This window comes from Pseudovibrio sp. M1P-2-3, from assembly GCF_031501865.1.
Lineage (GTDB): Bacteria > Pseudomonadota > Alphaproteobacteria > Rhizobiales > Stappiaceae > Pseudovibrio > Pseudovibrio corallicola.
The window spans coordinates 4,299,152-4,314,623 of record NZ_JARRCW010000001.1 but is presented as its reverse complement, the minus strand read 5'-3'; the positions used below and the strand labels follow the sequence as shown (position 1 = coordinate 4,314,623).

Annotated in this window: 17 protein-coding genes and 1 tRNA gene; 7 read left to right on the top strand and 11 right to left on the bottom strand. The window is 47.3% G+C overall.

Translation table 11 applies throughout. The annotated features are described in order from the left end of the window. Positions 1–169: 169 nt before the first annotated feature. Both P6574_RS19005 and P6574_RS19000 read right to left on the bottom strand, forming a co-directional pair. Positions 170–1,126, bottom strand: a complete 957-nt coding sequence (locus tag P6574_RS19005) for an acetyl-CoA carboxylase carboxyltransferase subunit alpha (RefSeq protein WP_310621788.1) — start codon at positions 1,124–1,126, stop codon at positions 170–172. A 175-nt stretch (positions 1,127–1,301) separates the two neighbouring features. Next, positions 1,302–2,156, bottom strand: coding sequence for a DUF3108 domain-containing protein (locus P6574_RS19000; protein WP_310621787.1), 855 nt, complete (start codon positions 2,154–2,156; stop codon positions 1,302–1,304). 321 nt (positions 2,157–2,477) lie between these two features. Between P6574_RS19000 and rpmB the strand changes: the two genes are divergently transcribed. Beyond that, positions 2,478–2,768: a 50S ribosomal protein L28 gene (rpmB, locus tag P6574_RS18995; RefSeq protein WP_310621786.1), complete on the top strand. Its 291-nt coding sequence runs from the start codon at positions 2,478–2,480 to the stop codon at positions 2,766–2,768. A gap of 20 nt (positions 2,769–2,788) precedes the next feature. Next, positions 2,789–3,445 carry a VUT family protein gene (locus tag P6574_RS18990; protein WP_310621785.1) on the top strand — a complete coding sequence of 219 codons (657 nt, stop codon included), beginning with the start codon at positions 2,789–2,791 and terminating at the stop codon, positions 3,443–3,445. 77 nt (positions 3,446–3,522) lie between these two features. Here the strand turns inward: P6574_RS18990 and P6574_RS18985 are convergent, their stop codons facing one another. The 4 genes from P6574_RS18985 to P6574_RS18970 form a co-directional block, all read right to left on the bottom strand. Then, a complete protein-coding gene (locus P6574_RS18985) occupies positions 3,523–4,572 on the bottom strand; it encodes an esterase-like activity of phytase family protein (RefSeq protein ID WP_310621784.1) in 1,050 nt (349 codons plus the stop codon). An 11-nt stretch (positions 4,573–4,583) separates the two neighbouring features. Continuing rightward, the gene (gene cobT, locus P6574_RS18980; protein ID WP_310621783.1) at positions 4,584–6,464 is read right to left on the bottom strand and encodes a cobaltochelatase subunit CobT; all 1,881 of its coding nucleotides are present in this window, start codon (positions 6,462–6,464) and stop codon (positions 4,584–4,586) included. A 10-nt stretch (positions 6,465–6,474) separates the two neighbouring features. Next, positions 6,475–7,461 (bottom strand): cobaltochelatase subunit CobS, encoded by a 987-nt coding sequence (gene cobS, locus P6574_RS18975; RefSeq protein ID WP_405048119.1) that lies wholly within the window; start codon positions 7,459–7,461, stop codon positions 6,475–6,477. A gap of 65 nt (positions 7,462–7,526) precedes the next feature. Then, positions 7,527–8,132 carry a J domain-containing protein gene (locus P6574_RS18970; protein WP_310621782.1) on the bottom strand — a complete coding sequence of 202 codons (606 nt, stop codon included), beginning with the start codon at positions 8,130–8,132 and terminating at the stop codon, positions 7,527–7,529. 127 nt (positions 8,133–8,259) lie between these two features. Between P6574_RS18970 and P6574_RS18965 the strand changes: the two genes are divergently transcribed. After that, complete coding sequence (locus P6574_RS18965; RefSeq protein WP_310622198.1) at positions 8,260–8,520, top strand: BolA family protein; 261 nt, start codon at positions 8,260–8,262, stop codon at positions 8,518–8,520. Positions 8,521–8,607: 87 nt separating this feature from the next. Here the strand turns inward: P6574_RS18965 and P6574_RS18960 are convergent, their stop codons facing one another. From P6574_RS18960 to P6574_RS18950, 3 genes are read right to left on the bottom strand one after another with little or no spacing between them, the layout of a single operon-like run. Next, positions 8,608–9,912: an HlyC/CorC family transporter gene (locus tag P6574_RS18960; protein ID WP_310621781.1), complete on the bottom strand. Its 1,305-nt coding sequence runs from the start codon at positions 9,910–9,912 to the stop codon at positions 8,608–8,610. Beyond that, positions 9,909–11,051: a 3-dehydroquinate synthase gene (gene aroB / locus P6574_RS18955; protein WP_310621780.1), complete on the bottom strand. Its 1,143-nt coding sequence runs from the start codon at positions 11,049–11,051 to the stop codon at positions 9,909–9,911. Before aroB ends, P6574_RS18960 begins: the two co-directional genes overlap by 4 nt. 1 nt (position 11,052) lies before the next feature. Beyond that, complete coding sequence (locus P6574_RS18950) at positions 11,053–11,664, bottom strand: shikimate kinase (protein ID WP_310621779.1); 612 nt, start codon at positions 11,662–11,664, stop codon at positions 11,053–11,055. A 182-nt stretch (positions 11,665–11,846) separates the two neighbouring features. On the opposite strand from P6574_RS18950, the gene P6574_RS18945 reads away from it, so the two are divergent. Next, positions 11,847–11,990, top strand: coding sequence for a hypothetical protein (locus tag P6574_RS18945; protein WP_310621778.1), 144 nt, complete (start codon positions 11,847–11,849; stop codon positions 11,988–11,990). Between the two features lie 6 nt (positions 11,991–11,996). Then, entirely contained in the window at positions 11,997–12,926 is a 930-nt protein-coding gene (locus P6574_RS18940) for a site-specific tyrosine recombinase XerD (protein WP_310621777.1), read from the top strand. Positions 12,927–12,981: 55 nt separating this feature from the next. Here the strand turns inward: P6574_RS18940 and P6574_RS18935 are convergent. After that, positions 12,982–13,067 (bottom strand) — tRNA-Leu (locus P6574_RS18935). A 206-nt stretch (positions 13,068–13,273) separates the two neighbouring features. On the opposite strand from P6574_RS18935, the gene P6574_RS18930 reads away from it, so the two are divergent. Continuing rightward, positions 13,274–13,852, top strand: coding sequence for a YqaA family protein (locus P6574_RS18930; protein ID WP_310621776.1), 579 nt, complete (start codon positions 13,274–13,276; stop codon positions 13,850–13,852). Between the two features lie 8 nt (positions 13,853–13,860). Beyond that, a complete protein-coding gene (locus P6574_RS18925; protein ID WP_310621775.1) occupies positions 13,861–14,400 on the top strand; it encodes a disulfide bond formation protein B in 540 nt (179 codons plus the stop codon). 114 nt (positions 14,401–14,514) lie between these two features. Here the strand turns inward: P6574_RS18925 and ppa are convergent, their stop codons facing one another. After that, on the bottom strand, positions 14,515–15,048 hold the full coding sequence (gene ppa / locus P6574_RS18920) for an inorganic diphosphatase (protein WP_310621774.1): 534 nt from the start codon (positions 15,046–15,048) through the stop codon (positions 14,515–14,517). Positions 15,049–15,472 lie beyond the last annotated feature (424 nt).

Below are 15,472 nucleotides of genomic sequence, written 5' to 3'. Positions count from 1 at the left end.
TGTCAAGAATACTAATGAATCTAGGTTTATCAAAAGTTAGAGAAGACCGACCCGATATGATCCAATTAGAGGAAACTTGATTATGATTATTATGAGGCGACTTTATGTAGGAAAAAAGGCATGGTAATTTTCCATGCCTTTACCAACAATAGGTTTTGAAGCGTTGGCTTTAGCCGAGACTTCTACCAATCGCCAGAAACTTTTCTCGTCTTTGAGATTTCAGCCCGCTCGCATCTAGTTCACTTAAGCGTGCGAGTGCTTTTTCGATTGTTGTACCGGCCCGATCAATAACAGTGTCTCTGGCACGGTGTGCGCCGCCAATCGGCTCATTGATGATTTCATCAATCACTTTGAGGCGCAGAAGATCTTGAGCTGTAATTTTCATATTATTGGCGGCTTCTTGAGCCTTAGCGCTGTCCCGCCAAAGAATAGAGGCGCCAGCTTCCGGAGAAATGACGCTGTAAATGGCGTGCTCGAGCATTGCAACATGGTTAGCTGTTGCTATGGCAATGGCCCCGCCTGAGCCACCTTCACCAATAACAAGGGAGATGTTGGGGACGGTTAAGTTCAGGCACTTTTCAGTCGAACGGGCAATGGCTTCAGCTTGTCCTCGTTCCTCAGCTCCAACGCCTGGGTAAGCCCCGGCCGTATCAACAAAGGAAATGACCGGAAGACCAAAACGATCTGCCATATCCATGATACGCACAGCTTTCCGGTAACCTTCCGGGCGAGCCATACCAAAGTTACGATGCAGCCGGCTTTTTGTATCGTTACCTTTTTCCTGACCTAAAACAGCTACCGACTGGCCACGAAAACGGCCAAGTCCTGCAATTAGAGCATGGTCTTCAGCGTAGTTTCGGTCTCCGGCAAGTGGTGTGAAGTCTGAGATAAGTCGGCTTATGTAGTCTTCAGCATGGGGACGGTCAGGGTGTCGTGCTACTTGTGTTTTTTGCCAAGGCGTAAGTTCAAGGTAGAGCGCTTTCAAAGCAGTGGCGGATTTGTCTTGCAGCTTATTGATCTCTTCGTCAACATTAACAGCTTCACCGCTTTCAGCGAGGGTTTTGAGCTCTTGAACCTTGCCTTCTAGGTCGGCAACTGGTTTTTCAAATTCAAGGTAACTGCGCATATAGTTTTTCACTCGTTGCAATTCGCAGGGTGGCAATGCCAAAAGAACGCATAATGTCTGCGCCTAAAGTTGGCGAGACACTGGCGTTACCGCGCCCTTCTGTCAAGGGATTCAGGCATAAATCTGGTCGTGGGGGCCTGCCTCAGCAAGTTTTTGTCGTAAAATTGCTATAAAATTACTGAGCGGCCGCCCGTTTACCGCTAGTGGGTAAGGTAAGTTGCCTCGCTTCAACTACAAGTGCCCCAGTTCCCGTTGGGATAGAAATTCTATAGGGTATTAAAACTCTTTTTTGAGAAATAGGTGCCAGCCAGACTTCAATTTTGTTAGACTTAGAGAGCATTTTGATGTTTTTTCGCTCTGGTTTGTGCCCGGCAACAGGTATCCATTTCGCTTTGCAAATGACGACTGGGCCTTCATAGCCACTGTTAGAAATATGACGAACTTCCTTGTACTCTAACTTAATATCAAAGCGCACCCACCCGTCAAAAATGGGAAGGGTCCTCTCACAGGCCTTCGGGCTTAGTGCATGCCTTTGGACTTTGACTGGCATTAAGGCTGCGCTTAGTGGGTCAAGAGCGTTTTTGATGTGCTCTTTTGTGACTTTAATTCTTGTTTTAGAGGGTTTGAAACCTGGGCGAACTTCAGCCCGGTGAATATGCCCGGAAGCTTGTTTCAAGTTCACATAAAAATCACGCTTGGTTGTGCTGGAAGCCATTTCATAGCGGGAAGCTAGAACTTTTGAACTGGAGACCCATCCTTTTGCACGTGCTCCGCCTTTTCCAGTGGAGAAAAGTGTGCCAATTCCAGCTGGTTCCATCTCTACGGCAGCTGAATATGAACTACCGTTTAATGTTAAGTTGAGAGTTCCTTTTGCAACGGTGAAGCCTGCGACAGAAATATTGTAGTTTCCGTTGACTTGTTCACTTTTGCTAAAAGCATCTGTGGATATGATGGATAAAAATAGTGCTGTATAAAGTACACATGTACTCCCGCAGAGGTCCCAGAGGGCCTTCACTCTTGAAACTACCACGACGCAATACCTCCATGGCTGGTTAAGCCTCAGCCTTTTAGTATTCGATTTAATCGAATTTTTTTGATTGCCAAGATACAGCTTATCTACACTTGGTAACGTTGAAGTTAAAAACCTTAAGATTGTTCAGTCTACAGGTGAATTCGAGGGTTTCAATAACCAAACCCTTGACGAAATCCCCTCTAGGCAATATAGCAAGCCAACTTTTCAATATGCGCCGGAGTCTAAATGGACCGATAATGCGAGGTCCGGAACCCTCCGGTTTAGTGATCGCGCTTCGGTATTTACGTGGCGCCAGTTAGATTAAAAAGGGTGATCCACATGGCACGCCGCTGTGAACTTACCGGTAAAGACGTGATGACCGGCAACAATGTTAGCCACGCTAACAACAAAAGTCGTCGTCGTTTTCTTCCTAACCTTTGCAATGTTTCCTTGATGAGTGAAACATTGGGTGCAACATACAAGTTGCGCATTTCCGCTCACGCTCTTCGCTCAGTTGAGCACCGTGGTGGGTTGGACGCGTTTCTTTTGAAAGCAGCAGAAGCAGAGCTTTCTGCTAAAGCTCGTCTGTTGAAGACAGAAATTCGTCGTCGTCAGGCAGAAGCTGCGTAAGCAGCCAAAGACATATCACGATGAGTTCTACGATAAAGGCAGCCACCGCTAAGCCGGTGGCTTTCGGCATAGTGGCAATGACCGCAGTCGTTGTGGCATCCAACATTCTTGTCCAATACCCCGTAAATGGAAATCTTGGTCCAGTTGTTCTTCAAGACCTTCTGACTTGGGGGGCCTTTACCTATCCAATTGCATTTTTGGTAACGGATCTGATTAACCGGAATTTTGGTCCTAAGGCAGCACGCCGTGTTGTTTATGCAGGATTTGCTGTTGCCGTTGTCCTGTCTATTGCACTTGCAACACCGCGGATCGCCCTAGCATCTGGGTCGGCTTTCTTGTTTGCACAGCTGTTTGATATTCAGATTTTTCACAGTCTTCGCAGAAAACCATGGTGGGCTGCCCCAATTGTTTCTTCAACATTGGGAAGCATTTTGGATACACTTCTATTTTTTGGCATCGCATTTTCTTCAAGCTTCGCGTTTGTAGGTTACCATGATGCGTTTGCGGTAGAAGCAGCACCATTGTTTGGCTTCTTGCCTGTTGAGGTCTCTCGTTGGGTGTCGTGGGCACTGGGTGACTTTAGTGTGAAGATGGTAGTAGCCATGTGTATGTTAGCCCCCTATCGGATCTTCCTTGGAATTCTGGGTACTGTCCAACCATCCAAGCAACCCGCATAGTTAGCTATCGTGCTCTAAAGACTTTGAAAGCCGCGTCTTTTAAACGCGGCTTTTTGCTTTAGGCAGTTAAGTGCGACCTAATTTTTGCTGTCGCTCAAACTGAAACGCAGGAGTAAGTTTCTTTGCAGAAAGTTTCGATTATCATCTGACATAAGGGTGAGAATTGTTTCCCCTCTTATTCCTTTATGAGCAGTGATAACTTCCATGTTGTCAATTTGATGCCCCATGTCAGCTTCTAGAAGCACGCTTCCCTTTATGACAGCACCGTTCGTAATTTCGTAAGGTTTTATTTTACGGATCCGCATCTTCAAGCCTTGTTGGAAGTTGAACAGCCTTTCCAAAAGTAACATGTCGCCTGAGGGTAAAAAGGTAATATCTGTTATATCAAAGTCACCGAGGCGGTCAATTTCGAAGCGTGCGGTTAATTTTCCATTCAAGCTGAGTATGAAGCCGGGCCTATTTACCTTTAAACTCCTTCCACGTTCAGCAATGGCGATTACATGGTTTCGAAACTTTGACTGATTGGGAGCTATTGCTAGAGCTTCCAGACCTTTGTTGGTTCTGAGTTGTCTAATCTCATTTGGCAGTGTAATTTTTTGGGGTTTTTTAGTGAGGTCTAATGGGTATGGGTAGGAGAGTATGCCATTGGCGGTTTCATAACTTACCAACAGCCGCTGTTGGCCCGGTTGTGGGGCGAGGGTAATTGCCTCTATATCTGACAAAGGCGTTCCAGGTAGAGCTTTTCGGGTGGGGGATAGCATTGGGGCTATGTAAACGTTTTCGAGGGCCAGCGGCTTTCCTGTTGCGTTCTGCTTGATGCCTGCCTTGACCCAGTGTCCGTTATCGGTGACACAAAGTAGGTGATCGCCGCTTGGGGATATAGTTGCACCAGATATACCGCCGAGCTGCCTATGTGATGAAGAAAACTCCAGTCCGCCGAGAAACAAAAGGTTAGCAAATTCTTTCTGGTCAGGTTTTGATATATTGAAATGGGTAATTGGTTTTTGAGAAAGTGAGACACTTGTAAATTCTGCAAGAGGCTTGGCATAGCTGAGGGGTGCCGGCCAGCTTGCAGTCAAGGCCCAGACGCTCAAGCTTTTGACAAAGGAACGTCTGGATACACCCATATAAGCCTCCGCTACCGTCGACCTTGATGTGGTGAATTAATATTTTCATCAAAAAGATCGGCAAGCTGGTCGGTCATCGCTCCTGCAAGCTCTTCGGCATCTATGATAGTAACAGCCCTTTGATAATAACGGGTCACATCATGTCCAATGCCAATAGCAATAAGTTCTACTGGAGAGCGGTTCTCAATCTCCTCGATCACATTACGCAGGTGCTTTTCAAGATAGTCGCCGGGGTTTACCGATAGTGTACAATCGTCAACCGGAGCTCCGTCAGAGATCATCATTAGAATACGGCGTTGTTCAGGCCTTCCCAATAGGCGCTTATGAGCCCAATCAAGAGCCTCCCCGTCAATATTTTCTTTTAAAAGCCCTTCTCGCATCATGAGGCCGAGGTTTCGCTTCGCACGGCGCCATGGAGTGTCCGCAGACTTGTAAATAATGTGGCGGAGGTCGTTTAATCGGCCTGGCTGGGCCGGTTTCCCATCTTTAAGCCAAGCTTCACGGGATTGCCCGCCTTTCCACGCTTTTGTTGTAAATCCAAGAATTTCAACTTTTACACCGCAGCGCTCGAGTGTTCGTGCCAAAATGTCAGCGCATGTAGCGGCTACTGTAATTGGCCTTCCGCGCATGGAGCCGGAGTTGTCTAGAAGCAGTGTTACGACAGTATCGCGGAACTCTGTATCTTGCTCCCATTTGAAAGCCAATGGCTGCATTGGGTCGATGACAACCCTGTGTAGACGGGCTGAATCGATGATTCCTTCTTCTAGGTCAAAATCCCAAGCTCTATTTTGCTGGGCCATCAATTTGCGCTGAAGGCGGTTTGCCAAGCGGGACACGGCACCAGACAGGGTTGATAGTTGTTTATCCAAAAAGCCGCGAAGGCGATCAAGTTCAGTTTGGTCGCATAACTCTTCGGCGGTAATGACTTCGTCAAACCCTTCTGTATAGACGCGATATTCATCCCGAGGGGCATGGTTGGTAAACGGAAGGTCTTTGCGCTGTTCGTCTCCCGCCTCGTCAGCTTCGGAAGACATGTCGTCTTCACCCAGCTCACGCATGTCGCTGTCCGCGCCTTCAGTCTCACCCTCGTCCTGATCTTCTCCAGACAACTGCTCGTCTTGGGGAGCGCCTTCTTGCTCGCCACTGTCTTCTTCGGAGTCGCCAGATGGGTCTGCTCGCTCATCCTGATCCTGATTGCCTTCAGCTTCTTCTTCAGTATCTTGTTCAGGATTGTCACCCAGCTCGTCTGCCATATCCAAGCTGGTCAATAGGTTTCGCACTTGATTGGCAAACTTCTCTTGGTTTTCAATGCGGTTCTGGAGGTCATCCAGATCTTCACCAGCTTTGTTTTCAATCCAGTCGCGCCACAATTCGACAATTTTTTGTGCAGATTCAGGGGGCTTTCGCCCTGTTAAGCGCTCTCTTGCCAAGAGTGCAACGGCATCTTCTAAGGGAGCTTCTTCCCGATTAGATATATGGGCGTAGTCTCCTTTTAGATACCGCTCTTCAAGCATGGCATCGATGTTGTCACCAACACCGATCATTCGATTTGACCCCAGAGACTCGCAGCGTGTTTGCTCTAGGGCGTCAAATATGGCGCGTGCATTGTTGCCTAAAGGGACAAATTTACCATGAATGTCGCTACTGTGACTGGCAAGGCGCAGAGCCATAGAATCACCAAGCCCACGTGTGACGGAGACATCGTTGTGCGTCATTCGTCGACTGGGTTCTGGAAGCCTGATCCTCTCTCCCGACAAACTGGGCTTGTCCGCAGTATAGATAACCTCAAGATCAGGCTTACCTGCAATAGCTTTTACCGTAGAGCCAATGGCTTGTTTCAAAGGGTCCATTGAAGGTTGATTATTCTGGGAGAAGTTACTGCGCACTGCCATGATAAATGCCTCAGCTCAAAACGACATTGGCAGCTGATTCAGGAAGCTCCTGTCCAAAGCAGCGTTGGTAAAATTCTGCGACAAGCATTTGTTCGGTTTCATCACACTTATTGAGGAATGTTAGTCGGAATGCAAAGCCGACATCACCGAAAATTTCAGCATTTTCAGACCAGGTAATAACGGTACGTGGGCTCATGACCGTTGAAATGTCACCATTCACAAAGGCGTTGCGCGTCATGTCCGCTACTCTTACCATTTTTGAGACGATAGAACGGCCGGTATCGTTTTGGTAGTGAGGCGATTTAGATAGAACAATCTCTACTTCGTTATCATGCGGCAAGTAGTTAAGTGTGGTGACGATTGACCAGCGATCCATCTGACCCTGGTTGATCTGCTGGGTTCCGTGATAAAGGCCGGAAGTGTCGCCTAGCCCAACCGTATTGGAGGTTGCAAACAGTCTGAACGCCGGGTGAGGGCGAATTACTCGGTTTTGGTCCAGAAGCGTAAGACGACCGGAAACTTCTAGAACACGCTGGATTACGAACATCACATCAGGGCGGCCAGCATCGTATTCATCAAAAACCAATGCCACATTGTTTTGAAGGGCCCAAGGAAGAATCCCATCTTTAAATTCTGTAACGGTTAAGCCTTCTTTGATAACGATCGCATCTTTCCCGACCAGATCAATACGGCTGACATGGCTGTCCAAGTTTACACGCACACATGGCCAATTGAGGCGAGCTGCGACTTGCTCGATGTGGGTCGATTTACCAGTACCGTGGTAACCGGTAACCATTACGCGTCTATTGCGAGCAAAGCCGGCAAGAATGGACAGGGTCGTTGTTTCATCGAAGAGGTAGTCCCTGTCAATGTCTGGAACATGCTCTGTTGGCTCTGAAAAGGCAGGCACCACGAGATCGGTATCAATACCAAAAACATCTCGAACGGAAATTTCTGTATCAGGCAAAGTTTCGGCGGTCGTCATTGTATCTGTCATTGGTCCTCCAAGCCCGGCAAGTGCGGGATGGGAAAGTATTCAAGAAGCCCTGTGCGCATAAGCGCTTAGTCGCAAAGTCCCGCCTTTTTCAGCGTGTTGTAGGCTTGGATAACCTCACGTAGTCGATCTTCCGAGGATCGGTCACCGCCATTGGCATCAGGGTGGTGTATTTTTACCAGTTCTTTATAACGGGATTTAATTTGTTCGCTAGTTGCCGTTTCGCCTAAGTTTAGCGTGTCAAGAGACCGTCTCTCGAGAGCAAGAACCTTTCGTCGCGGCTTTTGGGGCTTCTGAGCCTTTTGCGCAGACTCTATGAATTCGTGTGGATCATCGACTGAGGATCTGTTGCCATCCCTGCCAGAGGGCGAGGTAGGGTCGGAATTGACACCCATTTTCCAAGTAGGCCGATGACCAGTGGCCGAATCTTTTTGGTAACTTCTTACGGCGTCATCATCCATGCCGTTAAAGTAGTTGTAGTTTTTATTATAGGCTTTGACGTGATCCACGCAGAAGTGAAAATACTGCCCTTCATGATCACGTCCTTTTGGCGCTTTATGGACGCCAGGACGTACACAGCCTTCCCACTCGCATTGAGGAGTGCTTTTGTTGGCCTGCCGGTCCTTGTCCGGTTTTACGCGAATGCTGTCGAATAGGGAGGAATTCAGCTTCATGTTTCGCCTTCAGTGACCCAACTTAATTGCGGTTGATCGGTAAATAAGAGAACCGGTATAGATAGATGTAAGAGTGGCCCAATGGCAAGGGCTTGACCAGAGTTTCATTGCAGCCAATAAAGAATGCATGACGAAAGACACTATCATATATTCAAAGCTGATGGCAGAGTTTTCACCAATACTGCTGGAAGTTATCGATGAATCCGAACAACATCGTGGACATGCAGGTTGGCGTGAAGGGGGGGATACTCATTTTCGAATCAAGATTGTTTCCACAGAGTTTAGTGGGAAAACGCGTGTGGCAATGCATCGGATGATTAATGAATGTTTAGCAGAAGAGCTGGCAGGTGGAATTCATGCTTTAGCCATAGAGGCGCGAGGGGCCTAACTCGGCGGCTTGATGCATTCTTTTCATTCTGTTGCTAGAAACTTAAAAAAGGGCTCCTTAGGAGCCCTAGTTTCTTTGACTTTAACTTTACTGCGAAGTGCTCTGCCGTACTTTTCGCTTAGTGCTTGTGAGTGGCAAGACGCGCAGCCGTGTAATGCGGTTTTTCTCCCGCTGTAATACCGTGAACCGGAAGCCATGAAAGGTGAATACCTGACGTTCTTCAGGAATCATTCTTGCCTCATGGATTACAAGGCCCGCAATTGTTGTTGCCTCTTCATCCGGTAAGTCCCAGTCAGTCGCACGGTTCAAGTCTCGTATGGGAATAGAACCTTCGATAATTACTGATCCATCCGCTTGAGGGATGAGCCCCGGTAAATCTATGTCATGTTCATCGGCAATTTCGCCAACAATTTCCTCAAGAATGTCTTCCAGAGTTATGAGCCCCATCACTTCGCCGTATTCGTCAACAGCCAGAGCAAAGTGGCTTTTCCGTTTCAAGAAGGCATTGAGCTGACCTTGTAGGCTAGTGGTGTCGGGCACAAACCAGAGGGGGGCAATGACTTCGGAGAGGTCAAACTTTTCAAAGTCACCTTTGACAGCCGCCAAGGCCCTCAGGACATTCTTTACATGCAGCAAGCCAATGAAATTGTCTGGGTTATCTTTCCAGACCGGAATTCGAGTGTACGGGCTAGAAAGAACCTCTTGAACTATTTCTTCTGCAGGCAGGCCTCCATTGATAGCTACCAGCTTGGTTCTGTGAACCATGACGTCACTAACTTCCAACTCTGCGAGGTCAAGAAGGCCGCCAATACGGTCTCTGTCCGCTTTTATCAAGCCACCTTCTTTATGCTGAAGATCAACAGTGCCTCTAAGCTCGTCATGGGCTGACAAGACGGCTTGCGAACCGTCAATTTTTACTCCAACGCACCAGAGCAGGGCTCTTACAAGAAACTGGATTGCGCTTACAAAAGGACTAAGTACGGAGACGAGAGGCTTTAGAATTGGTGCAACAGCCAGTGCAAAGTTGTCGGCATGAGTGATAGCCCATGTTTTGGGAAGAACCTCTGAAAATATCAAAACCATGAGGGTCATTATAAGTGTAGCATAAGCGACACCTGCATCCCCAAAAAGATCGAGCAACAAGGAGGTTGCCATGGCCGAAGCTAAAATATTGACGAGATTATTGCCAAGTAGCAAGGCGCCAATCAAACGCTCTCGGGCAGCTATTAGTTTTGAGACGACGAGTGCTCGCTTGTTGCCAGCCTTTTCCAGCTGGTGCATGCGCGCACGCGATGCAGCGGTTAATGCAGTTTCTGACCCGGAAAAAAAACCTGATAGAAAGAGCAGGAAGAAAATAAAGCCAATTGAGAGCCAAAGCGGGAATTCGGTCATGATTTCAACTGCTCCTGAAGGTAAGTCAGAAGTGTATGTTCATCGACAGTGGTATCGATAAAAGACTGACCGATCCCTTTGGTGAGGATAAAGGTCAATTTCCCGCGGCTTACTTTTTTGTCCTGCTTAATCATATCCAAGAAAAACTCTGCTGATGGTAACTGGCCCGGTATTTGACTTGGCTTTGTGGGAAGTCCCACAGCATTCAAATGAGCTTCGACACGTACTACATCTTCTTCAGAGCATAAGCCAAGCTGGTTTGAAAAACGATGGGCAAGGATCATACCAAGAGCAACGCCTTCTCCGTGCACTAGGCGCTCGGTTTCATAGGAGACAGCGCCTTCAAAAGCGTGACCAAATGTATGGCCAAGGTTCAAAAGCGCTCTCTGACCAGCTTCTCTTTCATCAGCGGCCACAATCATGGCCTTTGCACGGCAAGAGTGAGCAACTGCTTGCTCACGAGCAGGACCCCCTATAAAAATTTCATCATAATTTTCTTCTAGCCAAAAGAAAAATTGAGGGTCATTGATAAGGCCGTACTTCGCGACTTCTGCGTACCCTGCAACCAGATCCCGATGCGGAAGTGAATCCAGTAGAGCAGTATCTGCAATGACGAGTGCAGGTTGATGGAAAGCTCCAAGCAGATTCTTGCCATGTCTGCTGTTAATGCCGGTTTTTCCACCAACGGAACTATCCACTTGAGCGAGTAGAGTTGTCGGTATTTGTACAAAAGTCATTCCACGGCGAACAGATGCTGCGACATACCCTGACAGGTCCCCAACAACACCACCGCCCAGTGCAACTACTGCGTCACCTCGTTCAAGTCTTAGGCCCAGAATATCATCGCATAACTGCTCATAGTATTTAAAGCTTTTCGTCTTCTCTCCGGCTGGGACTACTAGTGTGTGATAGTCTATACCAGACCGTGCAAAAGAGGCTTCCAAGGTTGGGAGATGGAGCGGAGCTACGTTTTCATCAGTGATGATTACAACTCGTGCTGCAGGGAGCTTTTGAGCAATTGTTTCTCCAGCGCTCTCAAGTAAGCCTCTGCCTATTAAAATTGGATAGGAGCGATTGCCAAGGTCTACATTAATTTCCAGTGGCCCATCGCTCTTGGTCAGGTCATCAGAGCTAGTCATTTTATTCCTCAGGCAGTTCTTGAGAGTTTTTTTCCGGAAGGCCGGTTTCCAGGGCGTTTAAGATCTCTTCCATCACAGCTTCGTGCGTAACATCTCGGGACCAAATCGTCATGTCTGCGAGAGCATAAACCGGATATCGTTCGTCCATCAGCTTTTGCATGGTGCCTTCTGGATCGACTGTCTGCAGCAAAGGCCGCGTAGGTCTTTTACGAACGCGGTTCATGATGACAGGCAGCTCGGCTTTCATCCAGATCGAAACCCCGTCTTCTTTTATGCGGCTGCGGGTTTCCAGATTCATAAATGCGCCCCCGCCTGTAGCAAGAACTTGAGGGCCTTCCTTCATGAGACGGGCTATGACGCGCTTTTCTCCCTCACGAAAGTATGTTTCACCATGTTCTTCAAATATCTCTTTTACAGTCCGGTCTGCAGCCTGCTCGATTTCATTGTCGGCATCCACAAAAGGGAGAGATAGGTACTGAGCAAGCCTGCGCCCGACAGTGGATTTGCCACACCCCATGATCCCAACGAGTACGATGGACTTATTTCCAAGCCTATCGACGATACTTGTTACTCGTTTCTGCCTGACTTCGGCCTTATTGTCGATGGCGTTCACGCAGAGTCCTCATTCGCTACTTATCTTAGGATTGCTTTGACAGTATCACGATAGGATCTGTCAAGCACTCAGCTATTGTGCTTGAACACTCCTACGAAAAAGGGATAATTTGCAAGGTACCAAGGGCTATTGTTATTAAATTCAAAGCAGTTCACTAGTATATTTCGGGGGATAGAATTCCCATGCCAACATTAACGCGGCTCCTATCTATTGTCAGCCTATTCATCATCAGTGTGGTCTTAGCTATGTATGCACTGGCTACATTTGTTGAGCCAACGCCGCGAGAAATTACAATTGAAATCAAAAATGATAAGCTTGGAGAGTAACCAACGATGAGCAATGCGCTGGATTTGGAAACATTTTTTGAAATGCTGAGCGTTGAAAGAGACTGCGCGTTCAATACGTTGGAGAGCTATCGAAGTGATCTGAATGATTTGGAAGAGTTTTTGCTACCCTCTCGTTTAAGCCTTATTGATGTTCAGGAAGAGCATATACAAGACTACCTTGCGGACTTGACGACCCGTGGCTTTGCTGAGTCATCACAGGCCCGGCGGTTGTCTGCGCTGCGTCAGTTCTATGGGTTCTTATATGCTGAGGGGCGCCGAGAGGATGATCCTACACGTCAAATCGTTTCTCCTAAGAAATCTCATAGTTTACCGGGAACGTTGAGTGAGAGTGAGGTTGATCAGTTACTTGGCCTAGCGGAACGAGAAGCGCAAGCAAAGCATGATAGTGACGCAAAGCAGATTAGAGCACTAAGAATCTACACATTGCTGGAAGTTCTTTATGCTACGGGTCTGCGCGTATCAGAACTGGTTTCGCTGCCAGTGTCCGCTGCTATTCGCGATAGTCGATTAATTACTGTCAAAGGTAAGGGGCGCAAAGAGAGAGCTGTTCCTCTGTCGCCAAGAGCGCAAATGGCAATGACTAACTATGTTCGGTTAAGAGCCGCAGTTAACGCATACGCAGATAGTGTCTGGTTGTTTCCTTCCCATGGAGAGAGTGGTCATTTTACAAGGCAAGCTTTTGGAAGGGACCTTAAGGCGTTGGCCTCACGCACTGGTTTGGATCACACCAAGGTTTCTCCGCATGTTCTGCGACATGCATTTGCTTCACACTTGTTACAAAACGGAGCTGATTTGCGTGTGGTACAGAAACTTCTTGGGCATGCGGATATTTCAACAACCCAAATATATACGCATGTTTTAGAGGAGAGATTGAAGAAAATAGTCGATGAACATCATCCTTTAGCGAGTGACTAGCGGCTCGCAACAGGAGAGTTTTTTGAATGAACTAACAGTTTTAATACTTGGAAAATGGTGCCCCCGGCCCGACTCGAACGGGCACGCCCTATGGACAGCAGATTTTGAATCTACCGCGTCTACCAGTTCCGCCACGGGGGCAGCAGCACTGCAAAAGATGAGCGGAATATAGCCAGCTTTTAGCTCACGTCAATCATTAGATTTCGTCTAACCACAGATTGTGGATGGAGTGGCAATTTTTCCAAGATTACAAAGATATAGTTCAAAGATGAATTGCATAGAAAAAGAAAACTGTGCTCCATTCTCAACCGATAAGGGCTGAACCCAAGCAGTGGATGGATTTTTGAATGATACGCAGATTGTATGACTGGACGTTGTCCCTTGCCTCTAGCAAGCATGCTCCGACTGCTTTGGGGGTGGTTTCTTTTGCAGAAAGTTCAATTTTTCCAATTCCACCAGACCTCCTGCTAATCCCTATGGTGATCAGTGAAAAATCTAAAGCCTGGACCTTTGCTTTAATTTGCACCATTGCATCAGTCGTCGGGGGCGTGTTCGGCTATATCATCGGCGCTTTCTTATTTCATGAGCTCGCTGAGCCCATCCTTCAGTTCTATGGATATATGGATAAATATGAACAGTTTGAGTCTGTTTTTAACGCATGGGGATGGTGGTTTGTCTTTATTGCAGGCCTTACTCCTTTCCCCTACAAGGTTATAACCATCGCCAGTGGTGCTTTTGCGCTCAGTATGCCGGTCTTCTTTATCGCTAGTCTGGTATCGCGTGGTCTCAGGTTCTTTATTGTGGCTGGCCTTTTATATTTTTTTGGGCCACCAATTCGGGAGTTTATTGAAAAGCGCTTGGGGCTTATGTTTACACTGTTTGTCGTTTTGCTACTCGGCGGCTTTGCTTTGATCAAGCTTCTTTAGAGGTTGCTATGTCTACATTATCCAGTCCTATGAAAGGACTGATGCGTAATTTCCGCTCTACCGGAGCAGTTCTTGTTTTCCTCGGTTGTATAGTTGCGATTACCATGGCTTGGGGGTTTGAGATTTTAGGTGGCTATGTGCCATGTAAATTGTGCTTAGCTCAGAGAAATCCGTATTATATAGGTTTAATTATCAGCCTTCTTGCGTTCCTCTGTGCCCAGACTACTAAGTTCGGATGGGTAGGGTCGCTTCTACTCCTTCTTGCCGCCGGATTATTTGTTTATGGTGGTGGTATTGGTATATATCAAGCAGGTGCGGAATGGGGGTTCTGGCTGGGACCCAATGACTGTGGTGGCGGTGGCGATATCCAGCTTAGTGCATCAAATATGATGCAGGCACTTTCCAATGAACGGATCGTGAGCTGCTCCAATGCGGCTCTACGTATTCTAGGGCTTTCCTTTGCTGGGTGGAATGTCATTTATTCAACAGGTATCGCATTTATAGCTTTATGTGGGGCTATATTGGGTGGGCGTTCATTGAAGAGGTGAATGGGTAAGGGTGTCACCTTATGGGACTGCTGATGAGTAATCTGCTTTTCCCAAAAACTAAAAAACCGCCAATATAGATTGGCGGTTTTAGTCTGAATAGAAGGCCTGTTCGTATCAGCCTTCGTTTTTATAACGCTCGATAGATTCAACGATCAGTTTTTGCGCTTCCTCAACACCTTCAACACCTTTGATCTTGACCCATTTGTTTGGCTCAAGGTCCTTGTAGTGTTCGAAGAAGTGCTCAATCTGCTTAACTGTGATTTCCGGCAGGTCATCAACAGTCTTTACGCTTTCATAGCGACGTGTGAGCTTTGTGCTCGGGACTGCGATGATTTTCTCATCCTGACCGGACTCGTCTTCCATGATGAGGACGCCAATTGGGCGACAGCTCATAACAGCACCAGGCATGATAGGACGCTGATTTACAACAATAACGTCAATAGGGTCGCCATCACCGCATAATGTGTGTGGTACAAAGCCATAGTTGCCTGGGTAGCGCATTGGGGTGTAAAGGAACCGGTCTACATACATGGCACCGGATTCTTTTTCCATTTCGTACTTGATTGGCTCACCACCGACAGGAACCTCAATGATGACGTTCACGTCTTCCGGTGGGTTTTTCCCAATGGGGATGCAGTCCAAGCGCATTCTATTTACTCCAATTTCAGTTGAAGTCTGTATTACAAGGGATAGGGGCGCTTGCAAGCTGAAAATTGGATATAGGGTATTGAAATTACGCTAACCTTACTAAAGTTTGATTGGTAATGAACTTTGATGGAGCGAGAGGAAAAACTCTATTGGTTTATAAGCGTTACTTTTCCTCCCTAATATAGATTGTAGCGCTATTGGCGGTGGTTGCTGAAAATGTGGAAGAGATTTTAGCTCAAGGTGAGGGACGGCAATCCGTATCAGGTACAAGGTGCATTGGAAAATCTGTATACTTCCCATCTGCTTATCTCCATCCAGTACCGCTATTTGGAATTGCGGATTGAATTGCGGATTGAATTGGAGTCAGGGCCTCCCACTCTCCAGAGGGTAGGGGGATTGGGTGAGAGTGGGAGGAAACCTTGCC

Coding starts and splice junctions, on each gene's coding strand:
- P6574_RS19005 (WP_310621788.1), bottom strand. CDS start 1,126: ATGCGCAGTTACCTTGAATTTGAAAAACCAGTTGCCGACCTAGAAGGC.
- rpmB (WP_310621786.1), top strand. CDS start 2,478: ATGGCACGCCGCTGTGAACTTACCGGTAAAGACGTGATGACCGGCAAC.
- P6574_RS18990 (WP_310621785.1), top strand. CDS start 2,789: ATGAGTTCTACGATAAAGGCAGCCACCGCTAAGCCGGTGGCTTTCGGC.
- P6574_RS18985 (WP_310621784.1), bottom strand. CDS start 4,572: ATGGGTGTATCCAGACGTTCCTTTGTCAAAAGCTTGAGCGTCTGGGCC.
- cobT (WP_310621783.1), bottom strand. CDS start 6,464: ATGGCAGTGCGCAGTAACTTCTCCCAGAATAATCAACCTTCAATGGAC.
- cobS (WP_405048119.1), bottom strand. CDS start 7,461: ATGACAGATACAATGACGACCGCCGAAACTTTGCCTGATACAGAAATT.
- P6574_RS18970 (WP_310621782.1), bottom strand. CDS start 8,132: ATGAAGCTGAATTCCTCCCTATTCGACAGCATTCGCGTAAAACCGGAC.
- P6574_RS18965 (WP_310622198.1), top strand. CDS start 8,260: ATGACGAAAGACACTATCATATATTCAAAGCTGATGGCAGAGTTTTCA.
- P6574_RS18960 (WP_310621781.1), bottom strand. CDS start 9,912: ATGACCGAATTCCCGCTTTGGCTCTCAATTGGCTTTATTTTCTTCCTG.
- aroB (WP_310621780.1), bottom strand. CDS start 11,051: ATGACTAGCTCTGATGACCTGACCAAGAGCGATGGGCCACTGGAAATT.
- P6574_RS18945 (WP_310621778.1), top strand. CDS start 11,847: ATGCCAACATTAACGCGGCTCCTATCTATTGTCAGCCTATTCATCATC.
- P6574_RS18940 (WP_310621777.1), top strand. CDS start 11,997: ATGAGCAATGCGCTGGATTTGGAAACATTTTTTGAAATGCTGAGCGTT.
- P6574_RS18930 (WP_310621776.1), top strand. CDS start 13,274: ATGATACGCAGATTGTATGACTGGACGTTGTCCCTTGCCTCTAGCAAG.
- P6574_RS18925 (WP_310621775.1), top strand. CDS start 13,861: ATGTCTACATTATCCAGTCCTATGAAAGGACTGATGCGTAATTTCCGC.
- ppa (WP_310621774.1), bottom strand. CDS start 15,048: ATGCGCTTGGACTGCATCCCCATTGGGAAAAACCCACCGGAAGACGTG.